The sequence below is a fragment of the uncultured Campylobacter sp. genome (genome assembly GCF_905372745.1).
In the GTDB taxonomy this organism is placed as follows: Bacteria; Campylobacterota; Campylobacteria; order Campylobacterales; family Campylobacteraceae; genus Campylobacter_A.
The window spans coordinates 64,239-81,347 of the sequence record NZ_CAJPQR010000003.1 but is presented as its reverse complement, the minus strand read 5'-3'; the positions used below and the strand labels follow the sequence as shown (position 1 = coordinate 81,347).

20 protein-coding genes are annotated in these 17,109 nt (G+C 47.1%); 6 read left to right on the top strand and 14 right to left on the bottom strand.

What is annotated here, in order from left to right; translation table 11 throughout:
- Positions 1-210 precede the first annotated feature (210 nt).
- The 8 genes from QZ157_RS01655 to ung form a co-directional block, all read right to left on the bottom strand.
- The gene (locus QZ157_RS01655) at positions 211-1,002 is read right to left on the bottom strand and encodes a hypothetical protein (protein WP_295140967.1); all 792 of its coding nucleotides are present in this window, start codon (positions 1,000-1,002) and stop codon (positions 211-213) included.
- 110 nt (positions 1,003-1,112) lie between these two features.
- A complete protein-coding gene (locus QZ157_RS01650; protein WP_295140964.1) occupies positions 1,113-1,979 on the bottom strand; it encodes a DUF3137 domain-containing protein in 867 nt (288 codons plus the stop codon).
- Positions 1,980-2,234: 255 nt separating this feature from the next.
- Positions 2,235-2,789, bottom strand: a complete 555-nt coding sequence (locus QZ157_RS01645; protein WP_295140961.1) for a LemA family protein — start codon at positions 2,787-2,789, stop codon at positions 2,235-2,237.
- A gap of 938 nt (positions 2,790-3,727) precedes the next feature.
- Entirely contained in the window at positions 3,728-6,253 is a 2,526-nt protein-coding gene (locus QZ157_RS01640; RefSeq protein WP_295140958.1) for a TonB-dependent receptor plug domain-containing protein, read from the bottom strand.
- 348 nt (positions 6,254-6,601) lie between these two features.
- A complete protein-coding gene (locus QZ157_RS01635) occupies positions 6,602-6,868 on the bottom strand; it encodes a heavy-metal-associated domain-containing protein (RefSeq protein WP_295140955.1) in 267 nt (88 codons plus the stop codon).
- Positions 6,865-7,125 carry a heavy metal-associated domain-containing protein gene (locus QZ157_RS01630; protein WP_295140952.1) on the bottom strand — a complete coding sequence of 87 codons (261 nt, stop codon included), beginning with the start codon at positions 7,123-7,125 and terminating at the stop codon, positions 6,865-6,867. The genes QZ157_RS01635 and QZ157_RS01630 overlap by 4 nt, the downstream gene beginning before the upstream one ends.
- A gap of 263 nt (positions 7,126-7,388) precedes the next feature.
- Positions 7,389-8,018 carry a pentapeptide repeat-containing protein gene (locus QZ157_RS01625; RefSeq protein ID WP_295140949.1) on the bottom strand — a complete coding sequence of 210 codons (630 nt, stop codon included), beginning with the start codon at positions 8,016-8,018 and terminating at the stop codon, positions 7,389-7,391.
- A gap of 92 nt (positions 8,019-8,110) precedes the next feature.
- On the bottom strand, positions 8,111-8,797 hold the full coding sequence (gene ung, locus QZ157_RS01620; protein WP_295140947.1) for a uracil-DNA glycosylase: 687 nt from the start codon (positions 8,795-8,797) through the stop codon (positions 8,111-8,113).
- A 185-nt stretch (positions 8,798-8,982) separates the two neighbouring features.
- Between ung and QZ157_RS01615 the strand changes: the two genes are divergently transcribed.
- Entirely contained in the window at positions 8,983-9,471 is a 489-nt protein-coding gene (locus QZ157_RS01615) for a YbaK/EbsC family protein (RefSeq protein WP_295140944.1), read from the top strand.
- A 144-nt stretch (positions 9,472-9,615) separates the two neighbouring features.
- On the opposite strand, the gene QZ157_RS01610 is transcribed toward QZ157_RS01615, so the two are convergent.
- On the bottom strand, positions 9,616-9,867 hold the full coding sequence (locus QZ157_RS01610; protein WP_295140942.1) for a replication/maintenance protein RepL: 252 nt from the start codon (positions 9,865-9,867) through the stop codon (positions 9,616-9,618).
- Between the two features lie 58 nt (positions 9,868-9,925).
- On the opposite strand from QZ157_RS01610, the gene QZ157_RS01605 reads away from it, so the two are divergent.
- Both QZ157_RS01605 and QZ157_RS01600 read left to right on the top strand, forming a co-directional pair.
- Complete coding sequence (locus tag QZ157_RS01605; protein ID WP_295140940.1) at positions 9,926-10,696, top strand: exodeoxyribonuclease III; 771 nt, start codon at positions 9,926-9,928, stop codon at positions 10,694-10,696.
- Positions 10,697-10,760: 64 nt separating this feature from the next.
- On the top strand, positions 10,761-11,009 hold the full coding sequence (locus tag QZ157_RS01600; RefSeq protein ID WP_295140938.1) for a hypothetical protein: 249 nt from the start codon (positions 10,761-10,763) through the stop codon (positions 11,007-11,009).
- A gap of 188 nt (positions 11,010-11,197) precedes the next feature.
- Here QZ157_RS01600 and QZ157_RS01595 read toward each other — a convergent pair whose 3' ends face one another.
- The 5 genes from QZ157_RS01595 to QZ157_RS01575 form a co-directional block, all read right to left on the bottom strand.
- The gene (locus QZ157_RS01595) at positions 11,198-11,635 is read right to left on the bottom strand and encodes a hypothetical protein (RefSeq protein ID WP_295140936.1); all 438 of its coding nucleotides are present in this window, start codon (positions 11,633-11,635) and stop codon (positions 11,198-11,200) included.
- Between the two features lie 10 nt (positions 11,636-11,645).
- Entirely contained in the window at positions 11,646-11,810 is a 165-nt protein-coding gene (locus QZ157_RS01590) for a hypothetical protein (RefSeq protein WP_295140933.1), read from the bottom strand.
- Between the two features lie 214 nt (positions 11,811-12,024).
- Entirely contained in the window at positions 12,025-12,381 is a 357-nt protein-coding gene (locus tag QZ157_RS01585) for a hypothetical protein (protein WP_295140930.1), read from the bottom strand.
- 13 nt (positions 12,382-12,394) lie between these two features.
- Positions 12,395-13,315, bottom strand: coding sequence for a hypothetical protein (locus QZ157_RS01580; RefSeq protein ID WP_295140927.1), 921 nt, complete (start codon positions 13,313-13,315; stop codon positions 12,395-12,397).
- Positions 13,316-13,437: 122 nt separating this feature from the next.
- The gene (locus tag QZ157_RS01575) at positions 13,438-13,998 is read right to left on the bottom strand and encodes a manganese efflux pump MntP family protein (protein WP_295140924.1); all 561 of its coding nucleotides are present in this window, start codon (positions 13,996-13,998) and stop codon (positions 13,438-13,440) included.
- Positions 13,999-14,298: 300 nt separating this feature from the next.
- On the opposite strand from QZ157_RS01575, the gene QZ157_RS01570 reads away from it, so the two are divergent.
- From QZ157_RS01570 to QZ157_RS01560, 3 genes are all read left to right on the top strand, one after another.
- Positions 14,299-15,063, top strand: a complete 765-nt coding sequence (locus QZ157_RS01570) for a DUF4197 domain-containing protein (RefSeq protein WP_295140921.1) — start codon at positions 14,299-14,301, stop codon at positions 15,061-15,063.
- Positions 15,064-15,077: 14 nt separating this feature from the next.
- Positions 15,078-15,965: a DMT family transporter gene (locus QZ157_RS01565; RefSeq protein WP_295140918.1), complete on the top strand. Its 888-nt coding sequence runs from the start codon at positions 15,078-15,080 to the stop codon at positions 15,963-15,965.
- A 222-nt stretch (positions 15,966-16,187) separates the two neighbouring features.
- Entirely contained in the window at positions 16,188-17,081 is an 894-nt protein-coding gene (locus tag QZ157_RS01560) for a DMT family transporter (RefSeq protein WP_295140916.1), read from the top strand.
- Positions 17,082-17,109 lie beyond the last annotated feature (28 nt).

The window sequence follows — 17,109 nt, the reverse complement described above, 5'->3', positions numbered from 1 at the left end:
GCCAAGCCCCTTTACCTACCCGCAAAAAACCGCCGTATAAAACCGCGCATGGGGGACTAAAACAAAGCCTTTTGGCGCAAAACAGGCAAGCTCTCTAAAAGCTCATCGCCGCAGTCGTTCTCAAAATCTAGCGAGAAAGGACGCGCTAGCGGGCGCAAGCGGCGATATTAAATTTAACGAACTAAACCGCGCAAGAACAAACGCGCTAGGCTAATAGATAAAAAGCCCCTCTTTATTTGCCTCGCCGACCTTGTCCGTTTTGACCCACGCTACGACGTAGATAATAAACGACGCCACGATAAAAAGAAAACTAAATATAAACAAATACCCGCTTGCTTGCATCAGCTCCCCGATAAAAAATACGAAAATATACGCCTTAAAAAGCCCGTTTCTAGTTAGCCTAGCAAGCTTAAAAAAGACCTTCGCCCAAACTACCGCCACGTAAACTAGCAAAAGCGCCGCGATAACGGCGACGAGCCTAGCTAGCGGATGCCCCGTTTGCGCCAAATAAAATGCCAACGTCTGCGTGACCTGGGCGACGAACATCGCCATCATCGCCTTACCGTAGTTTACGTGCAGATCATCGCTACCCGCAAGCCGCGCGATACCGCCTAGCGCCGCATAGGTTAGCAGCGCGCCTACGAGGACTGCTAGAGCAACGGCGATTTGTAGCTTTAGCCCCGCGTAGTCCGCGATAAAAAACGCGTAAAGTTTGATAACGGCAGGCGCGACGCCGGAAGCTATGCCTGCCGTCCTAGCCCGCCAAAATGCCGCGCTTTCTTTTAGTGCCGCCTTCGTCTCCTCGCTTCTGGCGTCTTTCGTGGTGCGCCTCTCGCCCTCGTCCGTCACCACGAATACGTCGCGGGCAAACTCCCCGTCGGCTCGAAACGCCACGCGCTCTCCTCCGTCCGGCCGCCCCGCGCGCACCTCTTCAAAGCTAAATTTATAGTATTTCCCATCATCGCCGACTATCGTCGTTTCGCTTATCGCTACGCCCTTCATCCGCTCTCCTTTTTCGTTTTACCGCCGCGCTCGGTGACTTTCGTCTCGCACGCTCGTTTAGATTTTTGGGGTGCGGGTTATGCCGCCCGTCAAATTTGACGCCGCACCACCTAATCTGCCCAAATTTTACGGTTTAGCCGCAGCTCCTCGACGATACGCAAAAAGCCGCCGATCTCGTCTTTGTAAAATCTATTCGCGCCCTTGCCCACGAGCGGACGGCGCAGATCGGGCTCGAAGTTATCGCGTCCCGTGCGGATCGCCATGCAGATTTTATCCCCGGTTAGCACGATGTTTATGGGGCGGTGAAATCTTATTTTTAGCAGTTTTAAGCTCTCCATCAAGCTTGGCGTGAGCGCGTATCTAGCCTCGATCTGATCGGTTGCGTAAACCCTAAAATACCGCTCAAACTCCGCGTCGTCCATCCTCGCGCGCTTGCCGCCGTAGTCCTTAAAATCATCCGTCCCGCTGCAAATTTGAGTGACGGCCTTTAGTCGTTTAGGAAAATCGGCGACAAACAAAAGCCCCGCAAAAAGCACTCTATGAGTCTTGTTCCCCTGCCAGTCCTCTTTGATGCTTATCGCCTCTACGTCGCTAAATTTGACCCGCACGCCCTCTATCTGCCCGAAAATCAGGTCGTTGCCCGAGTATTTATCGATGTCAAAATCATAAATCATATATAAATAATCATTTTCTACGAAGCCGCCCGGATGGTAGGTTAGGCCGCAGCTTTCAACGATGCTGCGTATAACTTTTCGTTTAAATTTAAAGGTAAAGCTATCCGTGAAAATACTCTCGAAAAAATAATAAATCGCGACCGCGCAAACTACGAAAGCGCCGATGCTAAGCGCGGCTTTATGCGAGGCTAGATAAAGCAGCCAAGATGCGGCCGCAGCGATAAAAACGCAGGCAAGCTTTAGCCTAAAAAGCGAGCGTAAAACCTTTTGTCGCTCAAGCTCTAGCATGACCAGATCGTCCATTTTTGCTCCTGTTTTATTTAATGCCCTTTTGCAAATTTGGCTATTTTGCGAGCTTTCGTTTTTAAATTTGCGTTTAAACCGCTTAAATTTTAGCTCGCCGTTTATGAGCTGTGGCGTTTTGATTAAAACCGAATTTGCCGCTTAAATTTACCGTTCGCGCCGCTTTTTTCGTTCAAATTTAGCCAGTCCGCTTGCATTTAAGAGCGCAGCTAAAGCGCCTAAATTTAGTTCAAATTTGGCGAATTGAGCGCAAATTTAGCGGTTAAAAAGCTCGTGCACGTCGTGCGGATCGTCTTGCCCCTTAGGCACCTCGAAAAATGCTGCCTTGCTAAACCTCGCCCAGCTAGCGACGATGTTTGAGGGAAACATCTCCACGGCGTTGTTGTAATCGGTCACGGCGGCGTTGTAGGCGCGGCGCGCGGCGGAGATCTGCTCCTCGATATCATTTATCGTTTTTTGTAGGTGCATTACGTTTTCATTTGCTTTTAGTTCAGGATAATTCTCCACGACGACGTTTAACTTTGAGATTAGATTTGATAGCTCGCCGTTTAGCGCAAATCTCTGCTCGTCGCCCGCAGCCTTTTGGATGCCGCTTCTAAGCGCTGAGATGTTTTCTAGCAGCTCGCGCTCGTGCGTGAGATACTGCTTGACGGTGGCGACTAAATTCGGGATGAGGTCAAAACGTTTTTTTAGCTGCGTATCGACGCCTGATTTGATATTTAGGACTTGGTTTCGCTTGCCGATGAGCGAGTTATAAGTCGAAATAACGATGAGCGCGAGAACGGCGAGGACGCCTAGAACGATATACATTTTACTCCTTTGATTTAACTTTTGTTTTGATTATATCAAAAAACCGCTGAAACCGGAAATTTATACGCGTTTTTGCCGCATTAGATGCTAGGTAGCTCGGAGTTTTGCGACCAAAACGCTAAATTTCGCTTGTCTTTAAGCCGCTTTGCGAGCAAATCTCGGATACAAGGGCCAGTTGCCGTAAAATAAAGACTTGCGGCCGATTTTTTCGCTTAAATTTAGGCTTAAAAACGCAAAATACGCTTTTAGCTTTGCGTTACGGGCTGTTAGACCTTATTTTAAACAAAAACCAAAGCAGGTACGCGCAGGCAAAACGGCTCGGCGCGAGGTCTTGCCAGGTAGCAGCGAGGCGGGTAAAATTTGGCTTATAAATTTCGCCTGCACGAGCGACATAGCCTTTTGGCGCTATAAATTCGTATCTTTTGAGTTGATTTTACGCGGCCCAACGGCTAAATCATCGCAAATTTAGCGACGTTTAAGCAGCGATAAAAAATAGCGTTTTTAAGCACGCCAAAAAGAGCGCGAACCGCAATTTTATCGCGGTTTCAGAGTTTTAAGCCGCAAGAGCAAAAATAGCTTTAAACGGCAAAATCGCCGAGCCGCCAATCTACCCCGCGCGTTTTGCGTTTAGGCAAGGAAATTACCGCTCGCGCCCTACGCGAAATTTAGCTGTTTCGCCGATTTGCCCGCTAAAGATAGGCAAATTTACGCCCACTAGCAAACCTAGAGGGCAAAAGCGCGGATTTGCGCCGCGCACAAACGCTAAATTTGCGATTTTGCGCCGTAAGGCAAAAACCAAAGCTAGCCAAAAGGCACAAATTTAGGGCGCGTATAAAAACCAAACCAAAGCGCTTTAGCCTTTTAAAGCTCGCAAATTTTGCCGCAGACCCGCTTTTACCGCATCTTGCGCGGTAAATTTCGGGACAAATCCCAGCAAATCACCACTTCATACCCGCTTCCAACCAAAAGTTGCGGCCAAGGCCGTATTCGTAGTAGTTGCCCTCGTTTGAGGCGATAAATTTTTTGTTTAAAAGATTATTTATATCAAGATTTACAAACGCTCGAAAATCGCCTGCCAGCCGCCTTTCGTAACCTATACGCATATCCCAAGTTGCGTATGCGGGCAGCTTTTGGCGCTCGTAGACGTACATCCCGCGCGTCCTATTCCATCCGCCTAGCAGCACGTCCGTTTTGCTCGTATAGTTTATGAAATTTGAAACGCTAAAGCCGCTAAATTTAGCCGAGTGGCGAAATTTGGCTGTAAAAGGCACATGGTAATCAACAACCGGTAGTTCGCTTTTTTTGATGATTTTTCCGTTATACGAGACGTCGTCGTTCATCTCGTCGTCTTCGTAATCCGTAAAGCTCCTGCTTTGCTTAGTAAAGCTTAGCGAGCCTTCAAAATCGTTTTTTACGCCCCAAATTTCGATCGGAGCGATGTTTGCCGCGCTTAAGGTTACGATGTCGCGCTTGCTTTGCCCTTCGTTGGTAAATATAGAATATCCGTTTCCGTAGCCAGGTAGCGGCTCTCTTACGTATTTCGTCGCTACTTCGTCGCGGCCTTGGCGTCTGACGTATTTGAGATTTAGCCTCGCGTTGCCGACGTCGCCGCGATAATACGCGCTAAATTCATCGTCGTAAGGCGTCTTTAGCTCCCTGATAGGACGGCGGTTATTAGCCAGTCCGCCGCACGTATACGCCCCGCCGTACGAGCTTCTCTCGCAAGTCTCATACATCCTATACACGCCGTTATACATCTTGTACGCGAAAAAATTTCGTCCGTAGTAGCGGTTTAACCCAAGGCCTATGAAGTTTTTATCCGCGAATTCATACTCGGCTAGCAGCCTCGGGGCTAAATTTACGTCGTTGTTATCGCCGTTTCGCTCGATGCGAAGTCCGGGACGAAATTTAAACGCGCCAAACCTCATCTCGTCTTCGAGATAAAGGGCGAGATTGGTTTGCGTGGCCTTGGTTTTTACGGCGTAGTAGTAGGTTTTTTTCGATAGATATTGACCGACCGCGCCTTGAGATGCGAAGCTATCGTCTATGACGCAAGTTTTATCGCCGGAGATGCACGTTCCGCTCATCAAAGGCTTTGGCGTGCCGTAGGATACGCGGGTGCGCGGTATCTCGTAGCTGCCGCTTTGTCTAGCTATCTCAAAGCCCGATTTTACCAGATGCGATGCGCCCAGCGCTTCAAATTCCTTCACGCTTGCGTCGAATTTATACGCTAGCTTGTTTTGACGTTGCTCAAAATCGTTTAATCCTCCTATGCCCGAGCCGAAATTCGGGCTAGGATTGGTTCCCCAGTTTTTGACGTTTGAGGGTTTGTAGCCGTAGTACTCGGTATCATGCTCATAGTCGCGGCTGTTTTGCGAGGCGGAGTAGCTAAGCGTCTGCTCTAAAAATACCCCCTCAAGATCGGCCTGCGCCTCGAGAGTCGCGACGTAACCGCCGTATTTTAGCGTGAGCTGGGAGTCTAGGTACCGCTTGGCGGAGGTGTAGTTATCTAGCCTGGAGTACAAAAAACTCGGCTTTAGCGTAAATTTATCGCTCACGCCCCAAACGCCTTTTACGAAAAGATTATCATTAGTCTGCCTGTCGTTTGGAAACGAGTATAAATTTTGATTTATCTGTTTTTTGTTGTAGTGGTTTTCTATGACGGATCGGTGCCTCGAGTAGTCTAGCAAAAGGCCGAAATTCTGCGTCAAATACCCCTCTGCGCCGACTCTATACCTGCGCTTTTTAAAGTCGCTCATATCGGCTAGATCGCCGTCGTCGTATCTTTGCGCGGCGGAGGCGTCTTTATAAATTTTGCTCCAATCCCCGCCCGTATAAGAGTAGCTAAGTACGCCGTGAAAGCCGCTTTTGGGGTCTCTGGTTTTAGCGTTTACGGCGCCTCCTTGAAAGCCGCCGTACCTAGCCGAGACCGCGCTATCTAGCACCTCGACGCTACCTAGCAGATCCGTATCTACGCTCATGGCTTGCGAGCCTATCGTACTGTCGCTCCAGATGTTGTTGTGGTTATTCCACGTGCGTTTTTTAGGGTCTAGGTCGTTATTTATGCTTGCGCCGTCTAGGGTAAAGTTGTTTTGATAGTAGCTCGCGCCGTTTATGCTGATATCTTGCGGAGCCAGCTCGCCCGCGCGCACGCTTTTGGCGTTTTTCGCGCTAAAGGCGACGTTTGGATTGCCTTTTAAAAGATCGGTTATGCCGTGATTTTTAGACGTTATCAGATCCATATCCGCGCGCGTTAGTTTTCCGGGTTCTTTCGTAGCGTTGGCGTCGGCGCTGACCTCGACTTTATCTAGCATGACCTCCGCAGCGTTTAGCGTACTTAAATTTAACGCCTTTAATGCGGTTAAATTTAAAGAGTCTTGATTAGCGTCGCGACTCGCTGCCGAATGCGAAAGCGGCAAATTTAACGCCGCGGCCGCTACCAAAAAGCTAGCCGTTTTTTTCATAATTATCCTTAGTTAAATTTATTCGTCGGTTTTGGACGTTTGCGTCAAAAACCGCGCATTTTAGGCGGCGATAAATTTTACTCGCCTTACGTTTTAGCTTTAAAAAGTCGCTAAATTCGGCTAAATTTACGCCGCAAAATTTGTAAAAAGGCGGCTATTTGCGGTTCATCTTCGCAGCGATTAAGCTTTGTTTTTTAAACGCGCTTTAAACCGCAAATTTAAACAAAAAACGCCTAAATTTAGTCGCCACTTAAGAAAACTACGCCAAGCAGGTTTGCTAAGCTCTAAAGCCGCTTTTGCTAAAAATATAAAAACCGCGCTAAGAGCTAAATTTATCCAGCGCGGGCGTTATTTTTCAGATTTTAAAACAGCTTGATAGCCCTGTTTTTTGAGCGCCTCTACGACCGTATTTTCGGCAAAGTCGTCCTGGACGACGATATCGGCCGTTTTAGCTTCCAAATTTACATCAAATTTCTTTACGCCCTTAAGCGTATTTAGCGTCTGCGTGATGACTTCGTAGCAGCTCACGCAGGCCATATTGGGGATCTCGTAAACTAGCGTCTTGTCCGCAAACGCCGCCGCGCTAAGCGCGAAAACCAGAGCTAGCTTTTTCATTCTTTGATACCGACTTTGTATTTTTTAGCTTGGATGGCGCGCACGACGTCCATCACGTTTGCGCCGCTATCTGCGGTGATATTTACGTCCTTGCTTTTTAGATCAAAACTCACTCTTTTTACGCCTTTGACGCTTTTTGCGGCATCTTCGATTTTCTTGGCGCAGCCGCCGCAGTTCATGTTAGGTACATTTAGTTCGTAGGTTTGCTCTGCAAAAACGCTGCCGCAAATCGCCGCTAAAAGTAAAATTTTCCTCATCGTCGCTCCTTGAAAATAATATTTGATATTAAATTGTATCAGTATATTTCTTATATATTTATTATTTTGATTTATTTTAAATGTAATGTAACCTACATTTCTATTATATTTAAGGCAAGATTCGGCGGTAAATTTAAAATCGCCGCGGGAGATAACGTTTATTTTAGTTCTAAATTTAGCCCTCCCGCGCCGTTTGCTTTTTGCTATTTTAGCGGTTTAAGATTTATTCGTTTATTTGCTAGTCGCTTAGTCTCGGGGCTCTGCTACTTCACCCTGCATCCCGTAGCCTCCGCCGCCTCGCAGACGAGATCGTAGAGCGCTTGGGCAAGTTCTGCTTTTTCCGGATATAAAAAATCTTTGGGGTGTATTACTTCATAGGGGGTTGTAGGATGTGGAGCATAATCTGATTTTGCCTCTTTTATCAACTCCTCTTTTAAAGGGCTATCGCTATTTTCGATAACGGAAAGCAAACAGCTATAAAATTCATCGGTTATCTTAAATACGCAATTGTTTTTTGAGGGTTTGACTTTATCCAAATAACAAAATGACCAAAAGTTACACATAATGATATCCGCCTTAGAAAAATCCACGCCGTCCATTCTATTATCCACTTTTTCAGGCGGGATAATCTCGCCTTTACGCAGGTCTGTTATCTTTTCGACCCCGTAAAAAGAGCAGTCGTATAGCGTCCCCTCAAAGGTGCAGTTTTTTAGACTGGAATGCCAAAAAAGCACCTTGTGGATTTCTCCGCTAAATAGGCAGTCCTCTAACAATTTACAACTATTGAATTTTAAGCGGACATTCTTTTTGATTTGAGTAAAGCGGCAGTCTTTTAGCGTAGCCCATATAAACTCCCCCCATTTGTATTTGCAACCGGCAAAACTGCACGACAAATTTGAGTTTGATTGAAATCGCCATTTTACTCCTTTGTTAAATTTATCTATTTGCGTAGATTTAAAGTAAAATTTGTGCGGCTAGCTAGGCTCTAAACGGCGTTGTTTAGATCCCAATCTATCGGCGCTTTGCCGTGCTGCGCTAGATACAAATTCGCCTTTGAAAAGTGCCTGCATCCAAAAAACGCGCCGCGCGCTAACGGGCTTGGATGAGCCGCCGTTAGCACGAGGTGGCGCGATGTGTCGATGAGCGAGGCTTTTGCTTTGGCTGGGTTGCCCCAGAGCATGAAAACAACGTTTCTGGCGCGTTCGCTAAGCCTCCCGATCGCAGCGTCCGTGAATTCCTGCCAGCCGAAATTTGCATGCGAATTTGCCTGTCCCGCGCTAACGCTTAGCGTCGCGTTTAGCAGTAGCACGCCCTGCTTCGCCCAGTAGCTCAGATCGCCCGAGTTTGGCTGCGTAACGCCCAAATCGTCGTAAATTTCTTTGTAGATATTTTGCAGGCTGGGCGGGATTTTGACGCCGCGTGGCACGGAGAAGCTTAGCCCCATCGCCTGTCCCGCGCCGTGATATGGGTCTTGGCCCAGGATTACGACTTTGACGGCGTTAAAGGGCGTTAGATTAAAGGCGTTAAATATCAGCGCATTTGGCGGATAGACCTCGCCCGCGGCCTTTGCGCGCAGGAAATTTTCCTTCACGCGGGCGAAATTTTCGCTCAAAAACTCCTCTTTTAGCGCCTCTTTCCAGCCCGCTTCGATTTGGATTTTATCTATTTGCATATTTTTCCTTTGTAAATTTGCTTTTTTGCGTTCATTTTAAGGCAAATTTGCAAAATAATAGCCAAAAAATATTTAAATTTAGACGCATTTGGCTTGCTAAATCTTTAAAATAATCGGGGCGGCAAGGCGGATATTTTAAAATTTGCTGTATAATCTAAACTAAAATTTAAACCAAAGGAATAGCGATGTCCGAGCAAATTTTCGAGAAACTAAAAGAGCTGCTAAGCGCGCAAAACGCAAACTTTCGCGCGGTATCTCACGAAAGCGTCAAAACCTCGGCCGAGGTCGCCGTAGCGCGCGGCACGCAGCTAGGACAGGGGGCTAAGGCGCTCGTTTGCGTCATAAAAGGCGGCGACGTCAAACGATATGTTTTGGTCGTGCTGCCGGCGGATTACAAGGCTGATTTGCAGCTCATCGCGCGCGCACTTGGCGGCACTAGAGCTAGCCTAGCGAGTCCCGGCGAGGTCGAGAGGCTAACGGACTGCGTACCCGGCAGCGTTCCGCCGTTTAGCTTTTGCGAGGAGCTAGAGCTGATCGCCGATCCTAGCTTATTTACGCGCTACGCCGAGCTTGCCTTTAACGCAGGCTTGCTAGATCGCTCTATCATTTTAAACGCGAAGGACTACGAACGCATCGCTCAGCCAAGGTCGGTTAAATTTGCGGTTGAACAGTAAAATCCGCATGATTAAATTTGACGCAAATTTCGGCGAATCAGGTTGAATAAATTTTGCGCGATTAAATTTAAATTAGGCAGATTTGCTAGCGCGCGCCGAATTTGCCCGAAGTAGATACGGCCGCGCGAAAAAAGCTAAATTTGCTTATTTTTGTAGCTCTTTTAGATTTTTAAAGCGGTAAATCCCGTTTTTGATACGCTCGAAAATTTTACGGCTTTCTAGCAGTTTTATCGTCTCTATGACGGTTGGTTTGCTAGCGCTCGTTTGCTCGCAGATTTGCGAAATTTTAATGCAAATAAAGCCGTTTTCGTCGGCATTTTGCGCTAAAAATAAAATTATTTCCGTCTTTTTCTCGCCCAAAATTTGAGCGAAAATCTCTCTTGCTAGCTCGTTCATCAAAGTCCGAATTTCTAAATTTTTCGCTATTATAGCCGTTTTTTACAAAGGATAAAATTTGAAACTAATCAGCTGGAACGTAAACGGACTGCGTGCCGTCGCTGCTAAAGACGGCTTTGCTTGGCTAGAGCAGCATAGACCCGATTTTTTGGGCCTTCAGGAGATTAAAGTGCGCGAGAGCGACGTGCCTGCCGAGATTTACAAGCTCGGATTTAACGAAATCAGCGTAAATTCAGCGGCCAGAGCGGGGTATTCCGGCGTGATGAGTCTGGCTAAATTTAGCTCCGTTACGCAAAAAGCGGCGTTTTTTGACGACGACGAAGGGCGGGTTTTGGAGCATAGATTCGGCAACGTCGTACTTTTTAACATCTACTTTCCAAACGGCCAAAAAGACGAGACGCGCCTAGCCTACAAGATGGATTTTTACGCTAAATTTTTGGCGTATATAGAGGAGCTCGTAAAGCAGGGCAAAGACGTGATATTTTGCGGCGACGTAAACACCGCTCACCGCGAAATAGACCTAAAAAACCCAAAAGCAAACGCCAAAACCTCGGGCTTTTTGCCTATCGAGCGAGCGTGGCTGGACGAGGTCGTCTCGCGCGGTTTTATCGATACGTTTCGGCACGTGCGCGGCGACGAGGCGGACGCGTATTCGTGGTGGAGCTACCGTTTTAACGCTCGCGCCAAAAACGTCGGCTGGAGGATTGATTATTTTTTCATTTCATCAAGCCTCAAAGACCGCCTAAAAGATGCGTTTATCTTAAGCGATATCGCGGGCTCGGATCACTGCCCCGTCGGCATAGAGATCGATCTGGACGGACTTTGTTAAAAGAAATCTTGCTTTATTTCGCGGCGGCGTTTTTTGAGATTTTGGGCTGCTTTAGCTTTTGGGCGTGTATTACAAAAGCGCGCTGTTTTTAGCTCTCGGCGGGGCGTCGCTCTCGGCGTTTGCTTATATTTTGACGCGGGTAAATTTAGACTTCGCCGGACGCGCTTACGCCGTCTACGGCGGTATCTACATCGTCTCGTCGCTGCTTTGGCTGCATTTTGTAGAAAAGCAAGCCTTTACGAAATGGGACTTAATCGGCGACGCGATTTGCCTGCTTGGCGCTTGCGCGGTGCTTTACGGCGGCAGGGGGTAAATTTAAGATAAATAACCAAGTAATAAAGGGGTGGATTCGTATGCGATTATTTATTTATCAAAACGAGCTTAACGCCATTTGTTTCGACGAGCATTTTAGTTACTTAAATGGCATCAAAAATATAATCGATAAGCCTATATACGATTTTTTGAAGACGCCAAACTTAGTCGCCGACCAAGCCGCGCCAATTACGATAGCTTTTTCCATTCGCCTAGCGAGTACAAAAAAGGGTTACGAAAAAGAGTTAAGATTTCATCTTTTAAATCTTTATTGACTATTAACGTATTTAAATAGCAATAATTTCTAGTTAAAAGGATATCTCTATGCGAGTCCGTATAAGCCGCCGCCGACAAGCCTTGTTTCGGATTGGCTAAATCCGGATAAACGACCTCTTCTTTTATTTTCCATCCGATTATTCTTACCAGATAAAACGCCTCATCGGTAAGCAAATTTCCTTTCGTATTTACCAGATACGCGATACTCTTGTCAAAATTATAATCAAACCCGTTCTTTTCTAAAAAAGACAGTAGTCTTTCTGAAACGATATAAAAACCGAGGCCGTAAGGCAAGAAATCAAAGCTAATATTTTTTATCGATTTTATACATATAGTTACGTCTTCGGGCATAGGATGGATATTATCCGTTTATACCGGTATCGACCCATTCGTAGCTAAAAGGCGGATGCGTCTTTTTAATATTAAATTCCTCCAAAATGCCTATCTGGTCGCAAAACGGTATTTTTAGTTTTTCTCTTTTTTCGTTATCTTTAACGGGATAGCCCCAAACAAGGATATTTTTCATTTTATCAATCAAACCCTCTTGCTTGCCAATTATTTTTTGCGATTTTTTAAATTCTAATTTCTATCGCTTGCGCCGCTTGTTGGCCTTTAAATTATTCGCGTTTGCGTCTTTATATACACATAATTCTTTAAAAACGAAATCATAATCTAAAAAATCGGTTAATTCGGAAAAATCATCGAATTCTTCCGGCAAAGGAAACCCGATACCCCAAATCCTATCGACCGCGACGAATCCGCCCCAAGCGACCTGTTCGGTCGTATTTTGCAAAGATATCCGCTACGCTCATCCCCGCCCAGATGCGCCCTTTTGACGTTTTATAATATCCGTTAAAATTTACGCCGCACGAGATAAGGGAAATTTCAAAATTTATAGGGTCGAAATAAATATCCAAAAACGATTCTTTTATTTTTATGCAGTCGTCGCGTATATCGTTTATTTCGTAGCCTGGTTTGTCTAACTTGCTAAAGATATCATTAACGTTTTCGCCCAAATATATACCCCCGACTCCGACGTTTGGAGCGATGACGTCGTCTAAAATTTTCATTTCGTTTGCGCCGGTTTTAGCCTGCATGCGTTATCTTGCTTCATTTTTCGCCGTATTTTGCCTTCAGCAGGTCGTGAAGCTTGCTCCAAGTGTGCGAATAATGCCCCCTGCTTTCAAAGCCGCAGCCGCTGATTTTGCTCTCTAATATAGGCGTTAGATCTCCGTCTGCTACGTATTTAAAAAAGAATTCTCGCAAATTCGGAAAATTGGCTAAAAATTTCAAATTTTCCGCGTTAAAGCGCGCATCGAAACGCTCCAGCGACTCTAGCCGCACGCCTTCTATCGCTGCGCTATTAAGCAGCCTGCAGCGTTCGATATACAGTCCCTTTAGCTTTTTTAGAGCATTTATCTCGCTTACGTTAGTAAGCCTAGGCGCGGAAAATATAAACAAAAAATTTAGTTCGCTGCAACGCTTTATGCCGTCCAGGTTCACAATCCTCGTAAAAGCCAGCTCTAGCTGCTCAAGTCTTGGCGTATCACGGAAAATGGCCAAATTTTCGTGCGAGAGTTTTGAAATTTTAGCGTAGCGCAAAGTAGGCGGCAGGCGGTTAAATTTCATCTTTTTGTTTTGCGTCGCCTCAAGCGCTTCTAAATTTTTAAACCGCAAGAAATCAAGCCCGAATTCGGCGTTTTCAAAAAATCGCAAAGCTCGCATCTCAGTATCGTAAAGCGCCTCCGCGCCCTTTACTTCGCCGATTTTAAAATCCTTCCAAATCTCTAAAATCTCTATCTCGGGAAAGATTTCGAATGCGCTAAAATCAAGCGAGGAAACAACGCTAGGGTTGCCTGCGATCCTAACGACTCGCACGTCGTGTTCTTTGGCAAAGGCTATGCCCTCGGCTAGTCTGCTAGGCGGGTAGATCACTACCGTAGCATCTCTGCCCTGCGACGGCTTTGGGGCGTAAGGATAACGCACGTCGCCTTGCACGCAAGCGTCTATGATTTTAAATTTTTCGCTCATAAATTTCCTTAAAATGTTTCTGCATTTGCCGGCCGCATTTAAATTTACGCAGGCTTAGCGATTTTAGCGAATTTTCGCTTGCGGTAAAGCTAAACTAGCCCGCTAAATCCTAAATTTAGCCTTTAGCTCAAAAACCCGTGATCTAAAAGGTGCGTGATTAGGATTTTAAAACCAAGAGCGATGAGGATCGCGCCGCCTAAAATCAGCGCCTTTTGCTCCAAAAACTCTCCGGCGAATTTACCGACGTAAAACGCAGCGACGCTAAGCGCGAAGCAAACTATCCCGATCACGGCGGCGCTAAAGTAGATATCAGCAGCCGTAAAGCTCAGCGTCACGCCGACGGCTAGCGCGTCGATGCTGGTGGCAAATCCGCCTGAGAGCAGCATCTTCGTATCAAGGCTCACAGCCTGCGCAGGTTCGTTTCTACAGGCTTCGCGGATCATCTTTACACCCAAAAAACCCAAAATCGCAAACGCGATAAAGTGATCGATCTGCGCGATAAATCTCGCAAACGCTGCGCCCAAAAAATAGCCCGCAAGCGGCATCGCAGCCTGAAAAAATCCAAAAATAAATGCGATAAATAAAATCTTTGATAGTGCGAGGTTGCGGTATTTTGCGCCGTTTGCGATGCTAAGCGCCGCCGCGTCCATAGCAAGCGCGATAGAGAGAAGTAAAAGCTCCATTTCGTCCTTTCAAAAAGGCTAATTTTAGTTTAAAATTTACTTCTTGCGGCTAATCTCGCTCAAATTTGCGGCTAAATTTGACGCCCCAAATCGCCCGCCGCAAAGACGAACGGGGCTTATAAATTTGCGCTTAAATTTAGCCCTTAAATCACGGCTCAAATTTGCGATTTAAATTTTTGCAAATTTAACTCGCCGTGCCGTAAAAATGCGGGTAAATTCGCTCTAAAAAGGCCAAATTTACCCGTTTAAAAGCTGAAATTTAATATCATAACCGCCGAATTTTACTTTAAGGAAAAAGCGATGAAGAAAAGTTTGATTTTATGCGCGGTTTTACTCGCCGCTTCGGCGCAGGCGGCAGGCTGGCAGGACGCGCTAAATAAAGAGACGCTAAATCAAGGCGCGCAGATACTGGGCGCGGCAAACTCGGGAGACTACAAAAGCGCGGTTAGCAGGGCTCTAAACGCCGCCGTTAAGGAGCTGTCAAACGGGGGATTTTTAAATAACGCCGCGGCTAAAATCCCGCTGCCAAAGAGCCTGGAAACGGCAGCAAATTTGGCTAAAAAAGTTGGCGGCGAAAAGTGGGCGAACGAGATGGTAACCTCGATAAATAACGCTGCAAGCGCGGCCGTGCCGGGGGCTGCGGACGTATTTTCGGGCGTGATAAAAAACATGAGCGACGCGGACGTGAAAAAGGTGCTACAAGGCGGCAAGGATAGCTTTACGAAGTTTTTGCAACAAAACTCGAGCCAGAAGCTGCAAGCCGTATTTAAGCCGATCATTACCAAGATGATGAGCGATAATACCTTCACAACCGCCTATAACGGGCTAAATTCGTTCGTCGCGGGTAGCGCGCTGGCAAAATCAGACGCCGCAAAACAGCTAAAAGGCATCGCTACTAGCATGGGTGCGGGCGAATACGTTCCGCAAGAAAACGAGGATCTAAACGACTACATCACGCGCAAGACGCTAGACGGGCTATTTAACGTGATGAGCGAGAAAGAAAGCTCGCTACGAGGCGGCGCGGTCGAGCAGGGCACGAAGATCCTGCAGGGCATTTTTAAGTAAAATAAGGGAGAATAGTGAAAAATAGTTTGGAATTTCGCGCCGACGTAGGCATGATATTTGTTGCGATAGTCTTTGGTCTAGGCTATCTGCCTACCTCGCTAGCACTTGCGACTAACGGCGTTTTTGGCGTTTTGTTTTGGAGATTTTTGCTAGCGGCGATCATAGCCGGGGCGATATTTTATAAAAAGCTAAAGGACGTAAGCGCGCCTGATATAAAACCCGGCGTGATCTTGGGCTTGTTTTTGTTTGCGGGATTTGTGAGTCAGACTTTTGCATTTAAATACGCCGACACCTCGTCTGTGGCTTTTATCATCGGGCTAAACGTGGCTTTGGTGCCTTTTATCGCGGCGGGGCTTTTTAGGCATAAAATTTACTCTTACGCGTATGTGGGCGTGGCGTTTGCGGTGGCGGGGCTTTATATGATAGGCGATACGAAGGTGGGCTTTGGCCTGGGCGAAATTTTGGCTCTGGTTTGTGCGTGCGCCTACTCCTTTCACATCGTGCTTACCAACCGCCTAGTGCAAAAATGCAACCTCGTAAATATGGTTTATTTTGAAATTTTAACCCTAATCGCGCTTTGTTTTGCGGCTATTTTGGTTTTTGAGGACGCTAAAATCGCGCCCGTCGTGGACAAGGCGTTTATCATAGCGATGCTAGTCGTGGGCGTGCTGGGCACGGCGTTTGCGTTTTTCGCGCAGGCGCTTATGCAAAAATTTACCACGCCGGTTAAAACGGCGATATTTTTCACGCTAGAGCCAGTCACCGCCGGAGCGATGGGGTATTTCATCGGCGCGGAGGACATTAGCGCGTATAGGCTTTGCGGCGCGGCGCTTATCTTGGTCGGAGTTTTGATTAGCGAGATAGGTAGCTACCTGCGCGCTAAAAAGGAAAATTTAGCCTAAATTTCGGCGGGTTTTGGCGTTTTGATCAAAGCGCCGATCCGCCGTAAGATCAAATTTATCAAATCGCCGCCAAATTTACTCTCGCGGCGATTTTATCTCATTTAAATTTATCTCCGTTTGCCAGCTAGCAAGGCGGCGGCGACTCTCAAATTTGACGCGATAAAGCCCGAATTTAGTCAAATTGCGTTAAATTTGCCCCTTAAATTTAGCTAAAGAAATCAGATGAAAAAATCAACCGAATTTAAGGCCGACCTCGCGCTGTTCGTGATCGCGGTGGTCTGGGGCGTGACGTTTTTGCCGATGGCGCAGACGCTAAAGACCAACGGCGTTTTTACGCTTTTGTTTTGGCGGTTTTTGATCGCGGCTGCGTTGATGGCGCTCATAAGCCTCAAATTTACGCGCAAGATCGATCCTAATTCGCTAAGATTCGGCACATTTTTAGGCGCGCTTTTGTTTGCGGCCTTTACGCTTCAGACTTTTGCTCTAAAATACGCTCCAAGCTCTACCGTCGCCTTTATCACGGGGCTAAACGCGGTTTTTACGCCGTTTATCGCGCTCGCGTTTTTCGGACAAAAGGTCGTGGTTTATGCCTTTGTCGGCGCGTTTTTATCTGCAGCGGGGCTTTATTTGCTAACGGGCAGCGAGCTAGGTTTCGGCGTCGGCGAGGGGCTTAGCGTCGTTTGCGCGCTGGGCTTTGCGCTGCATATCATTTTCACGGGCGTTTTGGTGCGCAAGTGCGAGCTGTACTGGATGGTGAGCGCGCAGTTTGCGGTCGTCGCGGCGCTTTGTTTCGTCGCGGCGCAGATTTTCGAGCCTCGCGGCGTCGTGCCCGTTTTGGACGAGGCGTTTTTCGTCGCAGTCGCGGTTACGTCGGTGTTTGCGACGGTTTTGGCATTTTTCGTGCAAACCGCAGCGCAGCGCTACACGACGCCCGTTAAAACCTCGCTCATATTTACCTTTGAGCCCGTGAGTGCGGGGATAGTGGGGTATTTCGTCGGCGGCGAGATACTAAGCGGCGTGCAGATAGCAGGAGCCGGGCTCATACTCTTTGGCATCGTCGTTAGCGAGGTGGGCAGCTACTATAAAAATAAAAGATCGCGGGAAGCCGGCTCGTAAGGGCGGCTAAATTTGACGAATCTAATCA